Genomic DNA, 21,116 nt, shown 5'->3' with positions numbered 1-21,116 from the left:
TACCCAAATATAGGAATAGGAGAATGTTGAAGAAGAGACAAGAGTTTTCGGAGTATTTTTAATAAAAATTAAATTTATAGAGGGAGAAAAAATATGAAAGTAAATACAGAAACCATTAATCATATTGCAAAGCTTGCTAAATTAAAATTTACAGACACAGAAGCCGCAACTTTTGTAGAGGAGTTTGAAAAAATATTAACCCATCTTGAAAATATGGATGGAGAAGATTTGGTAGAGGTTTCATTGAATACTTTTGAAGCGGAAAAATCCGTATTAAGAAAAGATGAAATGGAAGTCTTTGAAGAAAAGAAAGAATTATTCCAAAATGTAAAGGAAATGAAAGAAAACTATATGGTAGTTCCAAAGGTAATAGAATAGGAGTGAGAGTATGCATATAGAACATATGACCATAGAAGAAATTAAGCAAGGTTATCAAGAAAAGAAGTTTACAGTAACAGAGATTGTAAAATCTTATATAGATAGAATAAAAAAATTAGATGGACAAATGAATGCGTTTATTCATCTTTGTGAGGAAAGTGCTTTAAAAGAAGCAAAAGAGATGGATGAGAGGATAAAAAGAGGTGAAATATTAGGAATTTTGGGAGGGATTCCTATTGCGATAAAGGATAATATTTGTACAAGAGGAATAAAAACAACTTGTGCATCGAAAATGCTTCAACATTTTATCCCTCCCTACGATGCAACTGTTGTAAAAAAATTAAAGGATGCAGGAGCTATTATACTAGGAAAGACAAATATGGATGAATTTGCAATGGGTTCTTCTACAGAAAATTCAGCTTTTAAAATCACAAAAAATCCTTGGGATCTAAGAAAAGTTCCAGGAGGGTCTTCTGGAGGATCAGCAGCAGCTCTTTCAGCAGGCTTTGCCCCCCTTACAATTGGTTCAGATACGGGTGGTTCTATCAGACAGCCAGCAGCATTTTGTGGAAATGTTGGATTAAAGCCTACTTATGGATTGGTTTCAAGGTATGGACTTATTGCTTTTGCATCTTCATTAGACCAAATAGGTCCCTTTACGAAAACGGTAAGGGATGCAGCAATTAGTCTTAGTGTACTTGTTGGAAATGATCCATTAGATGGCACTATTGTACAAAAGAAAATAGAAAATGATTATTTATCCCATTTAGATAAGGGGATAAAGGGGCTAAAAATAGGTGTACCAAAGGAATTTTTAGGGGAGGGATTAGATAAAGAAATTCATGAGCATATGAAAAAGACAATGAAACATTTAGAAGATTTAGGTGCTATTATAGAAGAATTTTCACTACCTATTACAGATACTGGACTTTCTGCTTATTATATTATATCTTCAGCTGAGGCAAGTTCAAATCTTGCAAGATATGATGGAGTGAGATATGGATATAGAACAGAAAAATTTCAAACAATAGATGAACTGATGATTAATTCTAGAAGTGAAGGTTTTGGAGAAGAAGTGAAAAGAAGGATTATGCTAGGCACCTTTGTTTTATCATCTGGATACTATGATGCTTATTATAAAAAAGCTATGTTATTTAGAAAGAAAATAAGCAATATATTTAAAGAAGCCTTTGAAAAATATGACGTAATTCTTAGCCCTATCTCTTCTATACTCCCTTTTAATATTGGAGAGAAAAGCAAAAATCCTCTACAGATGTATCTATCAGATATCTATACAGTAAATATGAATATTGTAGGAGTACCTGCTATATCTATCCCTTGTGGATTTAGTAGGTCTAAACTTCCTATAGGTGTTCAATTTATAGGAGATCATTATACAGAAAAGAAATTATTACAAGTAGCATTTGCTCTTGAACAAGCTTTAGGAATTTACAAAGAAGTTCCAGTAATGAAGGAGGGAGAATAAATGGCTTTTGAGACCATTATAGGACTTGAAATACATGTAGAATTAGCTACTAAATCAAAAATATTTTGTTCTTGTTCAACGGAATTTGGAAAAGAACCGAATGAGAATACTTGCCCTATCTGTACAGGACTTCCTGGGACTTTGCCTGTTTTAAATGAAGAGGTTGTAAACTTGGCAATCAAAGCAGGAAAGGCATTAGACTGTGAGATCAATATGATCAATAAGTTTGACAGAAAAAATTATTTTTACCCAGACCTTCCAAAAGCTTATCAGATTTCTCAATTTGATTTACCTATTTGTACAAAGGGATATGTAGATATTCAATTAGATGGAGTGGATAAAAGAATCAATCTTACAAGAATTCACTTAGAAGAGGACGCTGGAAAACTGATTCACCTTGAAGATGAACCTATTACTTTAGTAGATTACAATAGAGCGGGAGTTCCCCTTATTGAAATCGTATCGGAGCCAGATATGCGTTCCCCAAAAGAGGCTGTAGAATTTTTAAAGACATTAAAAGGAATCTTAGAATATGCAGAAGTATCAGATTGTAAAATGGAGCAAGGTTCTTTAAGATGCGATGCAAATATATCTATTCGAGAAGTAGGTCAGGAAAGCTTTAATACAAAGGTAGAAATTAAAAATATGAATTCTTTTAGAGAAATATTAAGGGCTCTTCAAAAGGAAGAAAAAAGACAAACTGAATTATATACCTTTGGAGAAGGACATAAAATAAAGCAAGAAACAAGAAAATGGGATAGTAAAAAAGGTAGAACTGTTCCTATGCGTTCCAAGGAAGATGCCCATGATTATAGATATTTTCCTGAACCAGATTTAGTGCCTATAGTGATTGAAAAAGAAAAAATAGAAGAGATTAAAAAAAATCTACCAGAACTTCCAAGTAAGAAGAAAGAAAGATTTTTACAAGAATATAAACTTACTGAAAAGGAAATTGATATTCTTATAGGAAGTAAAATACTTGCAAACTATTTTGAGGAAGTGCTATCCTTTGGTGCAAATGCAAAGGATGCTGCAAATTGGATACTTGTAGATCTTTTAAGAGCATTAAAAGATGAAAATGAAACCATACCCGTGAAATCAAGATATTTGGCAGATTTGATAAAAATTATCGATGAAGGAAAAATAAGTCGTACAGCAGGGAAGGAAGTATTTAAAGAGCTGATTGCTACGGATAAAAATCCTGATAAAATAATTGAAGAAAAGGGTTTAAGTCAAATCAGTGAGACAGACACGATTGAGAAAATAATTGTGGAGATCCTTTCTAAAAACCCTCAAGCGGTAGAGGATTTTAAAAATGGAAAAAAGCAAGCAGTAGGATTTTTAATGGGACAAACCATGAAAGTTTCTAAAGGAAAGGTAAATCCAAAGCTGGCAAAAGAGATTCTTGAAAATAAGCTAAGAGCATTATAGGTTTAGAGCATATGTGGTTTCATAAGGGGGAAGCTATAAAAATAGTTTCCCTACTTTATTATTTGTTTGAGTATGTCTCAAAATAGATTTTGATAAAAAGGTAGCTACTAAGATTATTATCCTTAAAATTAATTTTTAATTTATTATTGAAATTTATCCCTGATGATTATAAACTAATCATGAAAATGACGTCCGATATTTGAATTATTTTGTTTAGATATTTTATAATACCAGATTTGAGAGGATTTTCATATTTAAAAGGATTTAGTAAAATCAATACTTAATAAATCATTGCCTTTGATTTACTAATTTTTATGATATTGGAGTGAAATATATGCAAATAAATAGCTGGGTAAGAGTAATATTAGATTCCCTATATGATGGGGTTCTCATAGCAGATCAAGATATGATTGTAAAGTATATTAATCCTGCCTATACGAGAATAACCAAGGTAAAGAGTCAGGATATTGTAGGAAAATCTGTTGTTGAAATTAGACCAGGAGCTAGACTTCCTTATGTAATAAAGAGCGGTAAACAACTTTTAAGAATCCCTAGGAAAGTTGGAAATGTAGAGTATATGGTGAATATGGTTCCTATCATAGAGAATAATGAAATTATTGGAGGAATATCTATATTAAATGAAATAAATGATGTTTATAAATTGACAAAAGAATTAAATCAATCCAATATGATGATAAAAAAGCTTAAAAAACATATGAAAACAACAAAATATAGCTTTGAGGATATTATAAGTATAGATAAACAATCACTTGCTACAAAAGATCTAGCAAAAAAAATAGCAAAGAAAGGTACTAATGTACTGGTTACTGGAGATAGTGGAACCGGAAAGGAACTTTATGCCCATGCTATTCATAATGCTAGTGAAAGAGAAAATGGTCCTTTTATTGCTGTGAACTGTGCTACGTTTGAAGGGCATCTACTGGAGAGTGAGCTTTTTGGATATGAAGAAGGGGCTTTTACAGGGGCAAAAAAAGGCGGTAAGATAGGGCTTTTTGAAGTAGCAAATGGAGGAACCTTATTTTTAGATGAAATTTCTGAAATGAATTATGGACTTCAAGCAAAGTTGTTAAGAACTCTTCAAGAGCATACAATCAGGCGTATAGGGGGAATTACTGAAATACCTGTAGATGTTAGAATTATCGCAGCTACAAACAAAAGCCTTGAAACGATGATAGAGGAAAAGAAATTTAGAAAAGATCTATACTATAGAATTGCCATATTCCCTATAAACATTCTTTCACTACGAGATAGAAAAGAAGATATAAAACCTCTGATAGAGCATTTTATCAATGAAATGGCTAATAAAATGAAGAGTCATTTAGATATTTCTGAAGATGTATTAAATATTTTGTATAATTATGAATGGCCTGGAAACATAAGAGAACTTAAAAATACGATTGAATTTGCTGCCAATATGACAGATGATTATATGATTAAAGCAGATCATTTACCTAAAATTATTCAAGTAGAAGCCATAAGGAAAAATCTTGTAAAGCTAAAAACCTTAGAACAGGTAATAAGAGAAACGGAAATTCTCGAAATAAAAAAAGCACTCTTGACTTATGGGAATACAGTAGAAGGTAAGAAAAAAGCTGCTGAAGATTTGGGCATATCTTTAGCTACCCTTTACAATAAATTAAAATAAGAGATGATTTTAAAGCGATTTCTAAAATATTAGAAATTGCTTTTGTTATTTCTAACATTTTAGAAATGATAATAAGCTAAGTTTAGTAGATTTTATTTTTAGGGCATATGTCTAAGCTTGAGGTCAATGAAAATCCCCCTATATTTAGTAAAAATTGATTCCTATTTTTTGTTTTATGGATAAATCATAGGAGTATATTTCTAGCAAATAAGAAATTGTTTATTTTTTAATGATTATTTATTTGTTTTAAAAGCTAATATTTGAGTAAAGTTTTAAAATAATATTTTATCTTTATCTTTGAAATATGAATATTTACAAACCTTAAAAGCTATAAGTACTTAAAAAAATTGTAAGTAGTATATTTTGGCATGTGTTTTGCTAAATAATGATGATGTAATCAAAATATATCATTTAAAGGAGGCGTATTTTATGTTAGCATTACTTGGTTTTCTTACGATTATTGTCTTATTAGTACTTATTATGTCTAAAAAGGCATCCCCAGTAGTAGCATTGATAGTTGTTCCTACGATAACGGCGTTTGTAGGGGGTTTTGGTGGTGAAGTTGGTAAATTTATTATAGATGGAATTAAATCCATAGCACCCACTGGAACTATGTTTATTTTTGCTATTTTATTTTTCGGTATTTTAACAGATGCAGGGACCTTTGAGCCAATCATTAATAAGATTCTTAAAGTGGTTGGAAAAGATCCAGTAAAAATCGCAATCGGTACGGCAATACTTGCAATGCTTGTACACTTAGATGGCTCAGGAGCTGTTACCTTCTTAGTAACTATACCTGCTATGTTGCCACTATATGATGCATTAGGCATGCAAAGAACCACATTAGCTACTATTGCAGCATTATCTGCTGGTACTATGAATATTTTACCTTGGGGAGGACCTACACTAAGGGCAGCGTCTGCACTTGAAGTATCTGTTACAGAATTATTCAATCCTTTATTAATAGCTGTAATTGCAGGAATTGGATTTGTATTATTTGTGGCGTATCGTCTTGGTAAAAAGGAAAAAGAAAGAATTGGAAATATTAATGATAAAAATATAAATGTGAACAGAGAAATGAATGAAGAAAAATCAAAGCTTGCTAGACCTCATTTGTTTTTAGTAAATATTGCTACGATTGTTATAGCTATTGGCTTACTTATTATGGGTAAGTTTCCACCAGCAGTAATATTTATGATCGCTTTTGCCATTTCATTAACGATTAATTATCCTAATGTAAAAGATCAAAGAGCTAGAGTAGATGCTCATGCAAAAGCAGCTCTTATGATGGCAAGTATATTATTTGCTGCTGGAGCATTCATCGGTGTTATGAAAGGTTCTGGGATCATAAAAGAAATGGCCACTGTTACAGTAGCCATTATACCTCAATCATTAGGTAGATTCATACCTATTATTACGGGTGTTATTGCAATGCCAGCAAGCTTATTATTTGATCCAGATTCATTCTATTTCGGTGTGATGCCTGTACTTGCAGAAGCAGCTCGTGGATTTGGTATTGATGGGATTAATGTGGGGAGAGCAGCTATATTAGGACAAATGACTACAGGATTTCCTATTAGTCCACTTACTGGATCTACTTTCTTACTTATAGGTCTTACAGGGGTTGATCTAGGGGAGCATCAGAAGAAAACTATTCCATATGCTTTTGCAACGACTATTGTAATGTTAGTAGTGGCGTTTGTTATTGGAGCTATAAAATTATCATAAAGTTTATTCATTAAATTTTAAATAAGGATACTGTTATACTGGTGGTATTTGTAAAAATATTATAGGGAGGTTATACAATGAAGACAATTCGCATTGGCTCAGGTGCTGGATATGCAGGAGATCGATTAGAACCAGCCTTAGAAATAATGGAAAAGGGGAATGTAGATTATATTATATTTGAATGTTTAGCTGAAAGAACCATAGCTATTGCCCAAGAGCAAAAGTTGAAAGAACCAGATAAGGGATATAATGGATTGTTAGAATATCGCATGGAAAAGGTAGTGCCGTTATGTGTTGAGAAAAAAGTAAAAGTGATTACAAATATGGGGGCTGCTAATCCTTATGCTGCAGCAAAAGTTGTAAGAAAAATAGCAGAGGATAAAGGAATTAAAGGATTGAAAATTGCTGCTGTATTAGGAGATGATATTTCAGATTCTATTGATCAATACATGGATTATGATGTACTAGAGCTAGATAAAAAATTAAAGGTATTAGATGGTAAAATTATTTCAGCAAACGCCTACTTAGGTGTAGATGGTATCATAGAAGCATTAAAGAATGATGCTGATATTATTATTACTGGACGTGTTGCAGATCCATCTTTAGCCCTTGCCCCTATTATGTATGAATTTGGATGGAATTCTGAAAACTACGACCTCATTGGAAAAGGAATTATGGTAGGACATTTATTGGAATGTGGTGGACAAATAACTGGAGGATACTTTGCAGACCCAGGATACAAGGATGTACCGGATGTATGGAAGCTAGGATTTCCAATAGCAGAGATAAGTGAGAACGGAGATGTGGTTATAACAAAGGTAGAAGAATCTGGAGGGATTGTTACTACTGCTACTTGCAAAGAACAATTAATATATGAAATCCATGACCCTTCTACTTATATTACTCCTGATGGAATTGCTGATTATACTAATATTACTATGAAACAAATAGATAAGGATAAGGTTTTGGTCAAAGGCGGGACAGGAAGACCAAAGACAGACAGCTTAAAGGTTAGTATCGGTTATAAAGACTGCTTTATTGGAGAAGGAGAGATAAGTTACGGCGGGAGCGGTGCTTATGAAAAAGCTAAATTAGCAGGAGAGATTGTTAAGAAAAGATTAGAATATACCAATGTAAATATAGAAGAGCTTAGAATTGATTATATAGGTGTAAATTCTTTATACAAGGATTGTATCAGCGATGCTATGTTGGATGATAAATCTCAGTGTAAGGAAGTAAGGTTAAGAGTAGCTGGAAGAACAAAGGATAAAAATAATGCATTAAAAATTGCTAATGAAGTAGAGGCATTATACACGAATGGTCCTACTGGTGGCGGTGGGGCAATGAAGTCAGTGAAAGAAATAGTTTCTATTGCTTCCATATTTATACCACGTGATCATATAAATATGGAAATATTTTATGAGGAGGTGTAGGATGATGAAATTAAGAGAAATTGCACATTCTAGGACTGGGGATAAAGGAAATATTTCTAATATATCTTTGATTGTATATAATGAAGAAGATTATAAGATTATAGAAGAAAAAGTGACAGCCCAGCGAGTGAAGGAATGGTTTAAAGATATTGTTCACGGTGAAGTAAAAAGATATGAGCTTCCTAATATTGGTGCTTTGAACTTTGTTATGGATAAAGCGCTTGGTGGTGGAGTAACAAGATCACTAGCAATAGATAAACATGGTAAAAGTCTTAGTTCAGCGTTGCTAGAAATAGAAATATAAAATGAAAATATTTATATCAGGTGTGTTTATAGATAAACCTAATAAGTTTTTAATGGGACAAACCATAAAAGCTTATAAAGGAAAGGTAAATCCAAAGTTGGCAAAAGAGATTCTTGAAAAGAAATGATTGTATAATATATAGATGGTGTTGATTGATAAAAAGGTATTCCCTTAAAATCCTTAAAGGAATACCTTTTTTAATTTACTTTTCTTTATGTTGACTGATGATTTTTTGCCATGTGTCTAAATACATAAATTCATTATCTGTTTCTGAATAGGATGGAATGGTTCCTAATCGCCAGATGGAAATATTCTTTATATCAAATAACTTCCCTAAATTTATTTTTGCTAAGACACTTCTTGTATCTTCATACCATACGATGTTCTCAATAGCTTTTGCCTCATCATAATAATTAAAATATGGATTTTCAGATTTTTTATCATACCACATAAAAAAATCAAGATTGCTTCTGTCTGTTTGCATTCTTTTTTTGATGGCATCATAAGGGGGGTGTACTTTCCAAACTTTAGTGTCTGCATTGCTTTTCCCTTTTCTCCATTGTATTGCATCAAAGGATATTTGAAGATAAATTTTATCCTTATTAACAACACCTGTTTTTTCATCAGTAATATCTTTTAAAGCATTATAAATATCAAATTGTTTATTATAGGTATTGTCTATAGGGGTAAGAGGACTTTCTATATGAGACAATCCTTCTTCAGAAGTACCTATAACTAAATCATTAGCTTTCCTTGGATAATAGTCATGAGCCATTAATATGACTCCATCTGCAATTTCTCCAATGGTTTTATAATCATATCCTTTGTAATATTTTTTTGGTGAAACGGTTACGTATAGTTTTTTATTGTATTGATCAAGTTCATTTTTCAAGGCTTTTAAAAAATCATTAAAGGGTTGAGCTAATGTTTCTTTGGTTATATCTTCAAAATCAATGATGACTCCTTCGAAGCTACCTATCTCATTTTCTTTCTGTACTTGTTTTGTATTTGAGACAATCTGTTTGATAAGATTGTCTTTTTCATTTTGATTTTTTAAGATATGCTCAATGATTCCTATGCCGTCGTTGTCTTTGTGGCATTGTGATGCATATACCATCAAATTTGGAGATACATGATTTTCGTAGGATTTGTCTACAACCTCAGAAAAGCCAGAAGGAAGACAAAAACTACTACCTTTATCTAATCTTAATGTAACCATATTTTCATTATTGACTTCTACTCTACTCCACCCAAAGCCAACTGAGTTAAAAGAGTTTAGCATTTCAACTTGAGGGTAAGATCTTATGGCATAGAAGCCATGGAGCTTTTCTATGGGATTACAGATTTTTTGATACATTTTTAGTATTATTTTCTGCGTAGGACTGTTATCATTATTTTGAATGTTTTTAAAAGGATCATTTGAAAAATTGATTTTTCTTGTGGTAGGGTCATACCCCATACTTCTTATAAACATTAATCTTGCTTCTTCTTTTGTAATGGGTTCATTAAAATTTACAGAATTAGCAATGGATAAGCCATGCTTATTGCCGATCTTTGCATAATCACTCATTGACATTGTTTTTGGAGAGTGTACCTCTAGCTGCCATCCCATCATATCTACTAATGTAGATAAAAATTCTCCTTTAGTAATTTCTTCATAAACCTCTTCTTGTGCATGTACTTGTGAAAACATACAAGAAAAGAAGAATAGAAAAATAAAAATAATAGATTGTAGTTTTTTCATATGTCTTGTCTCCTTTTGTTTGAAATTGTTATGTATCTATTAAATTCTTTTAAATAGATAAAATCCCTTCTTAAATATAGTAAAATATGTAAAATTTTATAAATGTAGTAGCTGGTTCTATTCTTTGGATTTAATTTTTTAAAATTATATTTTGTGCAAATATTGCACTTCAAGTGCAATATTTGCACAAAATATACGTTCGGAATTAGCTATTTACCTGATTTGATATTGGCATTATTCTTGCGATTACATATTGTAGATGTTTAATTTATGAAAATTGAAGGGGGAGGTTTTATGGAGTTTAAAAAAATCAAATACTCTGTATCAAACGGCATTGCTTCTATCATTTTGAATAGTCCTAAAAACTTGAATGCATTAGATGCTCCAATGCTAGAGGATTTGATGGTTGCATTAGATCAATGTGCAGATGATTCAAAGGTAAAGGTAGTCGTCATATCTGGTGAAGGGAATTCCTTTAGTGCAGGTGGAGATATTTCAGCAATGAGAAAGGCAGTTGAAGGAGATATAATGGAATTCTTTGGCCCAGGAATTAGAAATGTTGGAATCGTTGCTACAAAAGTGAGAAATTTAAGAAAACCCGTAATCGCTTCAGTAAAAGGAGCTGCAGCTGGGGCTGGATTTAACTTGGCTTTAGTTTGTGATTTTCGAATTGCAGCAGAGAATACGAAATTTATTCAAGCATTTGTTAATATCGGCCTAGTTCCTGATACGGGTGGGATTTTCTTGCTTTGTCGAATGTTAGGTGTTGCAAGAGCTACTGAATTAGCAATGTTAGGAAGGCCTGTTAAAGCTTCAGAAGCATTGTCTTTAGGATTAGTAAATAAGGTAGTACCTATTGAAAAATTAGAAGAAGAGACTATAAAATTTGCAAATAAATTATCATATTTACCTTCAGTAGCACTTGCAAATATGAAATCACTTATAAATAGGACATCATTTCAGGGATTTGAAAATATTCTTGATAATGAAACAGAATATCAAATTCAATGTGCAAATACGGAAGACTTTAAAGAAGGCATTAAAGCCTTTGCTGAGAAAAGAAAGCCTAATTTCACAGGAAAATAAAAGGGGGATGTATGATGGATTGGAAAAATGAATATAAAAGTAAACTTGTTGCATTTGAAGAAGCTTCTAAAGCTATCAAATCTAAAGATAGAATATGGATATCGCCTACTTGTAGTGCACCTGTGGATTTAGTAAATGCACTTTGTAAACGATATAAAGAACTTGAAAATGTAGAACTTTCATCAGGTTTATTAATGCATTCTTTTGAATTTTTAAAGCCTGCATATAAAGGGCATTTAAATTATCATACTTTCTTTTTAGGCCCTGTTGAAAGAAAAATGTTTCCCTATGGAAATGTTGATATTGTATCTATTAATTTTTCTAACATTGATTGGTTCATGAAAAATATTGTAAAAGCAAATGTATTATTAGCAGAAGTTTCAGAACCTGATGAAAATGGATATATGAGCTATGGTCCTTTAGGAACTTTTTGTAATGATACGGTAGTTGAAGATGCAGATATGATTATTGTTCAAGTTAATAAAAATGTACCATATATTTATGGAGAAAAGAATCTGGTTCATGTAAGTAAAGTAAATTATATATGTGAAAAAGATCATCCAATACCAGAGTTGCCTCAACCACCCGTTTCAGAAATAGATAAGAAAATTGCTTCTCATATTCTACCACTGATTCCTGATGGATCAACAATTCAAATTGGTCTAGGGGGTATTGCCAATGCTGTTGGATATGGATTAGAAGATAAAAAGGATTTAGGTGTTCATACGGAAATGCTTACAGATTCAATGGTTTACCTAGCTAAAAAAGGTGTTATCAACTGCAAGAATAAAAGTCATAATCAAGGAAAGATTATATGCGGGTTTGGATTAGGAAATAAGGAATTATATGAGTTTTTAGATAAAAATGAATTGATTCACTGTGCACCAATCAGTAAAGTAAATAATCCTATTGAGATAGCTAAAAATGATAATTTTATTTCAATAAATTCTTGTTTGATGGTGGATTTAACAGGTCAAGTTGCTTCAGAAGCAGTAGGTTTTAATCAATATAGTTGTACGGGTGGACAATTAGATTTTGTTCAAGGGGCTGGGTTATCAAAGGGTGGTAAGTCATTTATCACATTAGCTTCAACAGCTAAAACAAAAAAAGGAATTCAATCTAAAATAGTACTTTCATTGCCATTAGGAACTGCTGTTACCACTCCAAGATCACAAGTGCAATTTGTAGTTACTGAATATGGTGTTGCTGATTTGTACAATAAAAGCATTCCTGATCGTGCAAAAGAATTAATTAGTATAGCCCATCCTGACTATAGAGAAGAATTGACTGAACAAGCTAAGAAGGCTGGAATTATTGTTGGATAAATAGAATTTTGAAAAATCTAGCCTAGAAAGAGAGGAAAATTTAATGAATTTCAACATAAATAAAGTGGCAGTACTTGGTTCTGGAGTTATGGGAGCAAGCATAGCTGCTCACATAGTTGGAGCTGGAATACCAGTTTGTCTTTTAGATATTGTCCCTAAAGAATTAAATGAAAAGGAGAAAGCTAAAGGATTGACTTTAAAAAATCCAGAAGTTAGAAATCGCTTTGCAAAAGCAGGAAAAGATAGAGTTACGAACCCTAAAAATAAAGCAATATATGATAAGGAACTAGGAGAAATGATCCAGATAGGTAACTTCAGTGACCATATGGATCTGTTAAAAGAATGCGACTGGATTATTGAAGTGATCGTTGAAAATTTAGAGATTAAAAAGAATTTTATGAAAGAAATAAATAAGTATCGTAAGGAAAGTACTATCGTATCAACAAATACTTCAGGTGTATCAATAAATAAAATAGTTGAAGAGATGCCATTAGAATTTAGACAACATTTTTTAGGGACACATTTTTTTAATCCTCCTCGGTATATGCATTTGTTTGAACTTATTCCAGGGAAGGATACTTTACCAGGACTCGTTGAATTCATGAGTGAATTTGGGACGAAAAGATTGGGAAAAGGTGTTGTAAGGGCAAAGGATACTCCTAATTTTGTTGCCAATCGTATTGGAACATATGCCATTGTCAATGCAATCCAGCTCATGGATAAATATGGATATTCTATAAGTAAGATGGATCAGTTAACAGGTTCCATAATAGCTAGACCAAAGAGTGCTACTTTTCGTACTTTAGATATGGTAGGAATAGATATCTTTTATCATGTTGCAGAGAACTTTATTAATAATATAGGCGACGAAGCTGAAAAAACAAAATTTATTGTTCCTGAATTTGTAGTGAACTTAATCAATAAGGGACATTTAGGAAATAAAACAAAAAAAGGTTTCTATAAAAAAATTAAGACAGATCAGGGAAAACAAAAACTTGTTTGGGATATAGAAAAGGAAGAATATGTACCATTGAGTAAAGAAAAAATTGAAGCTGTAGAAAAAGCAAAAAAAGAATCTAATAAGCTTGCAGCTGTAGTTTTTGGAGAAGAAGAGGAAAATAAATTCCTTTGGGAAGTTATTAAGAATGTTTTATTATATAGTGCTGAAAAGGTTCCACAAATCGCTGATGATTATAAAGAAATCGATAATGCTATTATGTGGGGATTTAACTGGAAATTAGGTCCATTTGCTATTTGGGATGCCATTGGATTTGAAAAATCAGTTAAAAGAATGAAAGAGGAAGGAGAAAAGATCCCATCATGGATTGAAGAGAGATTAAAATCTAAAAATAATAAGTTCTATGATGAGGATAATTTTGAGACACCTTATATAGTGATTTCATCTTCTAAAAATAAAGTTATAAAGGAAAAAAAGAATGTTGCCTTGGTTGATGTTGGAGAGGGCGTTGCATGTCTGCAATTTAAAACGAAAGGAAATACAATAACAGATGAAGTAATGGATATGATGCATTTGGCTGTAGAAGAAGTAGAAAAAAATTATAATGGATTGATTATTGGGAATCAAGGTAAGAACTTCTCAGCAGGTGCAAACCTAATGCTTGTAGGGAAATTAGCCACTGATAAGAATTGGAAAGCATTAGAAGATATGGTTGATAAATTTCAAAAGGCAAATATGGCGTTAAAATATTGTAAGAAACCAGTAGTAGCTGCTCCTTATGGAATGACATTAGGAGGTGGAGCTGAGATTACCATGCATTCACAGATAGCAACTGCTCATGCAGAAACATATATGGGATTAGTAGAGGTTGGCGTTGGACTTGTACCAGCAGGAGGAGGAATTAAGGAATCATTGATTCGTAGTGTAGAAAATTTAGGGAAAGCAACGAATGGAGAAATGATTTCTCATGTTAAAAAAGCTTGGGAAAATATTGCTACAGCTAAAGTATCAAGCAGTGGATTTGATGCTATTAAAAAAGGTTATTTAAGAAAATCTGATAGGATGGTAATGAGTAAGGAATATCTCATTGATGAAGCTAAGGATACAGTGCTTTATCTTTTTGAAAATGGTTTTAGACCATTACAGAAAAAAGGTGTTCCTGTATTAGGAACTAGTGGGAAAGCTTCATTACAATATTTTGTGGATTTTATGCTTAAAGGCGGTTTTATTTCAAAGTATGATGCTTATATTGCCAATAAAGTTGCCCATGTTATAACTGGTGGAGAAGTTCCTGCTGGAATCAATGTTGCTGAAGAACAAATACTTGAACTAGAAAAGGAAGCTTTTGTAAGTCTTTGTGGAGAAGAAAAAACTTTACAAAGAATGGAATACATGTTGCGTAAAGGGAAGCCTTTAAGAAATTAATGGAGGTGATTATATGAGAGAAGCAGTTATAGTAGCCTATGGTCGTTCTGCAATTGGTAAAGCACCAAAGGGAAGTCTAAGATATACTCGACCAGATGAGATTGCTGCTCAAGTTGTTAAAGGAGTTTTAGAAAAAGTACCACAATTAAATAATGAGGATATAGATGATATTGTAATGGGATGTGCATTTCCAGAAGCAGAACAAGGCTTTAATATAGCAAGAATTATTGGTCAGAGAGTTGGTTTGCCAGAATGCGTACCTGGTATGACGATCAATAGATTTTGTTCATCAGGATTGCAATCTATAGCTATAGCAGCAAATAGTATTATGACGGGTCAATCAGACGTAGTAATAGCTGGTGGTGTTGAATCTATGAGTATCGTTCCAATGGGTGGGAATATTATTGCTCCTAATCCATATCTTATGGAAAACTATCCAGAAGCTTATATAGCTATGGGACTAACAGCAGAAAATGTTGCCCTAAAGTATAATGTGACAAGAGAGATGCAGGATAAATTTTCTGTAGAAAGTCATAAAAGAGCAGCTAAAGCCCAAGATGAAGGTAAATTTGATGAAGAAATAATTCCTATAAAAGCTGTTAGACCTATCATGGGTGAATCAGGTAGAATAAAAAATGAAACATTTATTTTTAATAAAGATGAGGGTGTTAGAAAAAATTCAACTTTTGAAGGATTAACAAAGCTTAGACCTGTTTTTAAAGCAAAAGGTACTGTGACAGCTGGAAATGCTTCACAAATGAGTGATGGGGCGGCAGCGGTAGTAATTATGTCGAGAGAAAAGGCAAAAGAATTAAGGTTAAAACCCTTAGCTATATTTAAAGGATTTACAGTAAAAGGGGTAGCTCCTGAAGTTATGGGAGTTGGACCAATAGAAGCTATTCCAAAGGTTTTGAAAATTACTGGACTAAAAAAGGATGATATAGATTTAATAGAGTTAAATGAGGCTTTTGCTTCTCAATCTATTGCTTGTATCAATGAATTGGGCTTAGATATTGAAAAAACAAATGTAAATGGTGGTGCTATTGCATTAGGACACCCATTAGGATGTACTGGGGCATTCCTTACAGTTAAAATTATTTCAGAACTTAAGAGAAGGAATGGAAAATATGGTCTTGTAAGTATGTGTATAGGTGGAGGTATGGGAGCAGCAGCTATAATTGAACTTGTAAAATAGTTTTATAAGTGCCATTAGCCCTGAGACATTGAATAGATGCACGGGAGGGAATTCTATACTTAAGCTACAAATAGCTTAAGTATAGAAAGGGCACAAAAATAGGGGGGATAATATGTCAGTAAAATCAGTATTATTAAATCCAAATAAATATGATGTGAAACATGCCGACGAAAAAACCCATAATATAATGGTGAAAACCATGGAGTTTTTCGAGGAAAAGGGACTACAATCAATAAGACAGGATGATAGAGATTATAGATGGCAGGATGATTGGATCAAATATCAAGGTGAAAATAAAATTTTTGCCACATTGCTTACTTCAAAGGGATATGGTCCTAATGATTCTCGTTTTGATTTATCAAGAATTTGTGAAATGAGTGAAATTTTAGGATTCTATGGTGAAGCATATCAATATCCATTACAGGTTTCTGTTCTAGGTGTTGGACCTATTTGGATGGGGAATAATGAAGAACAAAAAAAGGAGTTAACGAAGCAGCTTGAAGAGGGGCACGTATTTGCCTTTGGTATGTCTGAAAAGGAACATGGAGCAGATCTTTATTCTAATGAATGCACAATTAAACCAATAGGTGATGGAAAATATGTTGCAAATGGTAATAAATATTATATAGGAAATGCTCAAATTGCTCCTAAAGTAACTACTTTAGGTAAAAATGCTGAAACGGGAGAGTGGACCTATTGGGTAGTAGATAGCAGACATAGAAACTATAAATATGTAAAGGATATAGAAACCCCATCAATAGGTCAAGCAAGGGTTGGGGAATATGAAATGATAGAGTATCCTCTTACAGATAAGGATATTTTGAAGGTTGGAGATGAAGCTTTTGCAGATGGATTATCAACAGTAAACATTGGTAAATTTCAATTAGGATTTTCTGCATCTGGTATAGCTGCTCATGCATTTTGGGAAGCAATTACTCATACAAATAGACGTGTGATCTATGGTAAGAAAGTCACTAATTTTCCCCATATTAAAGCTTTTCTATCTGAAGCTTTCTGTCGTGCAAATGCAATGAAACTTTATTGTTTAAGAAACTTAGATTACTTTAGGTCAATGTCAAAAAATGATAGACGTTACCTATTATTTAATCCAATTCAAAAAATGAAGGTTACAACCCAAGGTTCAGATGTAATAAGGCTGATTATGGATGTTGTATGTGCTAAGGGATATGAAACGGAGACATATATATCTGATGCCTATAGTACTATGGATTATTTACATAGACTTGAGGGAACAGCCCATGTAAATATGGCTTTAGTGATGAAATTCATCAAGAATTACTTTTTTGGTAATATAGATTACCCTAAAGTTCCAATACGCAATGATGCAAAGGATGATTCAAATGTATTTGAACAAAGAATAGGTGGATTAAGAAAGGTTAAATTCCCAGATTATAAAAAAGTTTATGAAGGAATAGAAAACCCTAATGTTAAGATTTTCTTAAAGCAAATAGAAACATTTAAAGAAATGATGGCTAAAGCTGCTCCAGATGAAAAATTAGTGAAAAATATGGATTATATGCTTAACATAGGTGAAATATTTACAATGATTGTATATGCACAATTAGTATTAGAAGGCTGTAGCCTTCATAATGTAGATGATGCATTAACGGATCAAATATTCGGATATTTTATTAAAGATATTAACAATTACGCATTAAACCAAATGAATAGTCAAATAAACACTGAATTACAAGAAAAATATTTACAAGAATTGGCATTGAGAAAGCCTATTATAGATAAGGAAAAAGATTTAAAATTCTGGAAGGAATTTGTGCAGATACAAGATGGTGTATATGTTATGAATGGATCTGTGATAGGTGTAGAATAAGAAAAGTAAAAAGATTATTTGATAGATTTAAATAATATATTTTATTGATTGTATGAAACTCCTTATAAAACAAGGGGTTTATTTTTTAGATAAAAGTTAAAAAAATGAAAGGAATAAAACGCTATTGATAGAATAAGGTATAAATAAAAAAAGATAGAAAATTCAAACTATTGCTAGGAGGAATACAATTGCACTATTCAGATGTAAGTTGTAATGTAGAGAATACCCTAAAAAAAATGAAACGTTTAGAAATTGATAAAACAATTCATGTTGACTGGTTAGGGATTATTACATTTACAATGAGTGGAAAATTTATAATTGATGGTGAAATGAATTGTTTAAAAATAAATAATAAATTAATAGTGAATCTATTACGAAAAAAAATAAGGGAATTAGAGATCATAGAAGATGGGATCATTTTTAAATTTAATGAAAATAATAGAAAAATTAATATGATTGTTTCTCCTATACGTGCCCATGAAAATTATAAGGTTTTTTTCATATGTTGTACCTTAGATGAAAGTTATACAGAAAGGGATTTGGCTATCATAAAATTTGTTACAAAAGTTAGCTATGAAAATGTATTATTAGATAATGAAATAATCAAAGAAAGAAATTATTTGAAAAATCTTTTCAATAGCGTTCGATCTTTTATTATAGGTATGGATCTTAATGGAAATATCACAACAGCTAATCTAGTAGCATGTGAAGTATTTGGGTGGCAATTAAAGGATATTATAGGAAAAAACTATAGCTTTTTTATGGATGAAGAAGTAAAGATTAAATTACAAAAATCAATAGGGTATGTGATTGATAGAAATAAAAGCTATTATGCTAAGGAAACTATTTATTCAAGTTCCGTAGGTGGTAAAAAAATTATTAATCTCACCATTTCACCTATTAACAATAATAAAGATCAAGTAGTAGGAGTAGTAGTTATTGGAACAGATGTTACAAAACAGAAAATTTATGAAAGAGAAATAGAGCAATTAAAGCAATTTGCTGTATTAGGTGAATTAGCAGCAGGTGTTGCTCATGATATAAAAAATCCACTTATGAGTATTCGAGGATGTGCGAGAATATTAGAGAAAAAATTATCAGAGCAACTAAAATATAATGAATTTATAGAACCAATTATATATGAAGTAGATAGAATCAATGAAACCATAGAACAGATGCTATCCTATTCATTTATAACGAAGGAAGAAAACTATTCATTATTAAATATAAATGAGGTATTGGAAAAGTGTTTCAACGTTATTAGATTTCATAAAGAATTCAAATATATAAATATAGAGAAGAAATTTTCAAAGAATTTACCTCTCATTAAAGGCAATAATGTTCAATTGCAACAAGCATTTATAAATATTTTGTTAAATGCTGTTCAAGCTATTGAAATAGAAGGGGTTATAAGGATTGAAAGCTATAATTTTGAGGATGAAAATAAAGTATTAGTGATAATATCAGATAATGGAAATGGTATAGAAAAAAAAGAAATAGACCAAATTTTTCAACCGTTCTATAGTACTAAAAGTGGAGGGACAGGTCTTGGGCTTCCTATTGTAAAGCGAGTAATCGAAAAACATGGGGGGAAGATATTTGTTCATTCTAATGTTGATAAGGGAACAAAGTTTAAAGTTTACTTACCTTATTAGAAAGAGGGTATGTATATGAATAGGAAAAAAATATTAGTTGCTGATGATGAAGAATATATTGTTAGGGTCATACGTGAAGAATTGAAGAGTGAAGGTTATGAGGTGGATGTTGCTTATAATGGTGAGCAGGTTTATACTAAACTAGAGAAAAAGAAATATGATTTAGCCATAATTGATAATAGAATGCCTAAAAAAACTGGTATGGATGTATTAAAAGATATTAAGAAAATGAATTCAACTATCATAGTTATTATGATGACTGCTTTTGGAACTATTGATAATGCAGTAGAAGCTATGCGATTTGGAGCTTATGATTATATAACGAAGCCATTTGATAATAATGATTTAATATGTAAGATCAAGGAAGCTTTTAAAGTTAAACATGGTATTATTTATAAAATGGACAATCATGAAAAAGAAAAAAGTCAATTAGTAGGCTGTAGTAAGGAAATGATTGAAATAAAAAGAAAGATACACAAAATAAAAGATTTAGATACGACCATATTATTAACTGGAGAAAGTGGCACAGGAAAAGGAGTTATAGCTAGAGAAATACATGAGTTAAGTAATAGAAGTAAAATGCCATTTGTACATGTGAATTGTGCTGTATTACCTCAAAATTTGATTGAAAGTGAACTTTTTGGTCATGAAAAAGGTGCTTTTACTGGAGCCAATGAAAGGAAGCAAGGAAAATTTCAATTAGCTGCTAAAGGGACTGTTTTTCTTGATGAAATTGGAACTTTAGATCATAATTTACAAGCAAAACTTTTAACGGTATTACAGGATAAAAAATTCGAAAGAATTGGTTCTTCTAAAATTATTGAACTTGAAGGGAGAATTATAGCAGCTACAAATCTTAATCTTGAAGAGGCAGTTAGTTCTAATAAATTTAGGGAAGATTTATATTATAGACTAAATGTTATTTCCATAGAATGTCCACCACTAAGGTATAGGAAAGAGGATATTGAGGAATTAATATTATATTTTGTAAAAAAACTAAATAAACGGTTGGGGAAACACATAGAAAGAATTTCATCTCAAGTATGGAATATATTTATGGATTATGATTGGCCAGGAAATGTTCGTGAATTGGAAAATACTTTAGAGAGTGCTATGGCATTATCTAATGGAAATGTACTAGAGGAGGAAGACATACCTTTAAGAATTAGGAGAAAAGCAAACAGTGTAATCAATTCCATTGAATGTAGCAGTAGGTTGAGTATTTTAGAAATTCAAGAAATTAAGATCATAGAAAAAGCACTTGAGAGAAATAGTGGACATCGCGAAAAAACTGCCAAGGAACTTGGTATATCAAGGAGAACCCTCCAATATAAATTGAAAAAATTTGGATTGATCAATAAGGGAAATAAGTATTAAAATAATTATTATGAATTTATATTAAATTTTATTCTTGCATAAATAAAAAAAATATTGTATAATATTTTCAATCAAT

General features: G+C 31.7%; 16 protein-coding genes. 15 read left to right on the top strand and 1 reads right to left on the bottom strand.

The features are described 5' to 3' along the window. Window positions 1-93: 93 nt before the first annotated feature. The 8 genes from gatC (at window position 94) to K7H06_RS13200 (ending at window position 8,553) form a co-directional block, all read left to right on the top strand. A complete protein-coding gene (gene gatC, locus K7H06_RS13235; RefSeq protein ID WP_223036521.1) occupies window positions 94-378 on the top strand; it encodes an Asp-tRNA(Asn)/Glu-tRNA(Gln) amidotransferase subunit GatC in 285 nt (94 codons plus the stop codon). 10 nt (window positions 379-388) lie between these two features. Further along, complete coding sequence (gene gatA / locus K7H06_RS13230) at window positions 389-1,864, top strand: Asp-tRNA(Asn)/Glu-tRNA(Gln) amidotransferase subunit GatA (RefSeq protein WP_223036520.1); 1,476 nt, start codon at window positions 389-391, stop codon at window positions 1,862-1,864. Continuing rightward, a complete protein-coding gene (gatB, locus tag K7H06_RS13225) occupies window positions 1,865-3,295 on the top strand; it encodes an Asp-tRNA(Asn)/Glu-tRNA(Gln) amidotransferase subunit GatB (protein ID WP_223036519.1) in 1,431 nt (476 codons plus the stop codon). Window positions 3,296-3,629: 334 nt separating this feature from the next. Beyond that, complete coding sequence (locus tag K7H06_RS13220; protein WP_246637528.1) at window positions 3,630-4,961, top strand: sigma-54 interaction domain-containing protein; 1,332 nt, start codon at window positions 3,630-3,632, stop codon at window positions 4,959-4,961. A gap of 429 nt (window positions 4,962-5,390) precedes the next feature. Next, complete coding sequence (locus tag K7H06_RS13215) at window positions 5,391-6,689, top strand: CitMHS family transporter (protein ID WP_223036517.1); 1,299 nt, start codon at window positions 5,391-5,393, stop codon at window positions 6,687-6,689. Window positions 6,690-6,766: 77 nt separating this feature from the next. Next, window positions 6,767-8,122 carry an acyclic terpene utilization AtuA family protein gene (locus tag K7H06_RS13210; protein ID WP_223036516.1) on the top strand — a complete coding sequence of 452 codons (1,356 nt, stop codon included), beginning with the start codon at window positions 6,767-6,769 and terminating at the stop codon, window positions 8,120-8,122. Window position 8,123: 1 nt separating this feature from the next. Beyond that, the gene (locus tag K7H06_RS13205; RefSeq protein WP_343216786.1) at window positions 8,124-8,426 is read left to right on the top strand and encodes an AtuA-related protein; all 303 of its coding nucleotides are present in this window, start codon (window positions 8,124-8,126) and stop codon (window positions 8,424-8,426) included. 1 nt (window position 8,427) lies between these two features. Continuing rightward, on the top strand, window positions 8,428-8,553 hold the full coding sequence (locus K7H06_RS13200; RefSeq protein ID WP_223036515.1) for a hypothetical protein: 126 nt from the start codon (window positions 8,428-8,430) through the stop codon (window positions 8,551-8,553). A 75-nt stretch (window positions 8,554-8,628) separates the two neighbouring features. Here the strand turns inward: K7H06_RS13200 and K7H06_RS13195 are convergent, their stop codons facing one another. After that, a complete protein-coding gene (locus K7H06_RS13195; RefSeq protein ID WP_223036514.1) occupies window positions 8,629-10,170 on the bottom strand; it encodes a glycosyl hydrolase family 18 protein in 1,542 nt (513 codons plus the stop codon). Between the two features lie 294 nt (window positions 10,171-10,464). Between K7H06_RS13195 and K7H06_RS13190 the strand changes: the two genes are divergently transcribed. From K7H06_RS13190 to K7H06_RS13160, 7 genes are all read left to right on the top strand, one after another. Then, a complete protein-coding gene (locus K7H06_RS13190; protein WP_223036513.1) occupies window positions 10,465-11,256 on the top strand; it encodes an enoyl-CoA hydratase/isomerase family protein in 792 nt (263 codons plus the stop codon). Between the two features lie 14 nt (window positions 11,257-11,270). Beyond that, a complete protein-coding gene (locus K7H06_RS13185; protein WP_223036512.1) occupies window positions 11,271-12,581 on the top strand; it encodes an acetyl-CoA hydrolase/transferase family protein in 1,311 nt (436 codons plus the stop codon). Between the two features lie 43 nt (window positions 12,582-12,624). Next, complete coding sequence (locus K7H06_RS13180) at window positions 12,625-14,964, top strand: 3-hydroxyacyl-CoA dehydrogenase/enoyl-CoA hydratase family protein (protein WP_223036511.1); 2,340 nt, start codon at window positions 12,625-12,627, stop codon at window positions 14,962-14,964. Window positions 14,965-14,977: 13 nt separating this feature from the next. Continuing rightward, complete coding sequence (locus tag K7H06_RS13175) at window positions 14,978-16,159, top strand: acetyl-CoA C-acyltransferase (RefSeq protein WP_223036510.1); 1,182 nt, start codon at window positions 14,978-14,980, stop codon at window positions 16,157-16,159. Between the two features lie 112 nt (window positions 16,160-16,271). Further along, window positions 16,272-18,008 carry an acyl-CoA dehydrogenase family protein gene (locus K7H06_RS13170; RefSeq protein ID WP_223036509.1) on the top strand — a complete coding sequence of 579 codons (1,737 nt, stop codon included), beginning with the start codon at window positions 16,272-16,274 and terminating at the stop codon, window positions 18,006-18,008. 188 nt (window positions 18,009-18,196) lie between these two features. Further along, the gene (locus K7H06_RS13165) at window positions 18,197-19,663 is read left to right on the top strand and encodes a two-component system sensor histidine kinase NtrB (RefSeq protein WP_223036508.1); all 1,467 of its coding nucleotides are present in this window, start codon (window positions 18,197-18,199) and stop codon (window positions 19,661-19,663) included. Between the two features lie 15 nt (window positions 19,664-19,678). Then, on the top strand, window positions 19,679-21,040 hold the full coding sequence (locus K7H06_RS13160; protein WP_223036507.1) for a sigma-54-dependent transcriptional regulator: 1,362 nt from the start codon (window positions 19,679-19,681) through the stop codon (window positions 21,038-21,040). Window positions 21,041-21,116: the final 76 nt, after the last annotated feature.

It is taken from the genome of Crassaminicella profunda (genome assembly GCF_019884785.1).
Lineage (GTDB): Bacteria > Bacillota > Clostridia > Peptostreptococcales > Thermotaleaceae > Crassaminicella > Crassaminicella profunda.
Note: the sequence above shows the minus strand (reverse complement) of the source record. Positions and strands in the feature narration are given on the sequence as shown.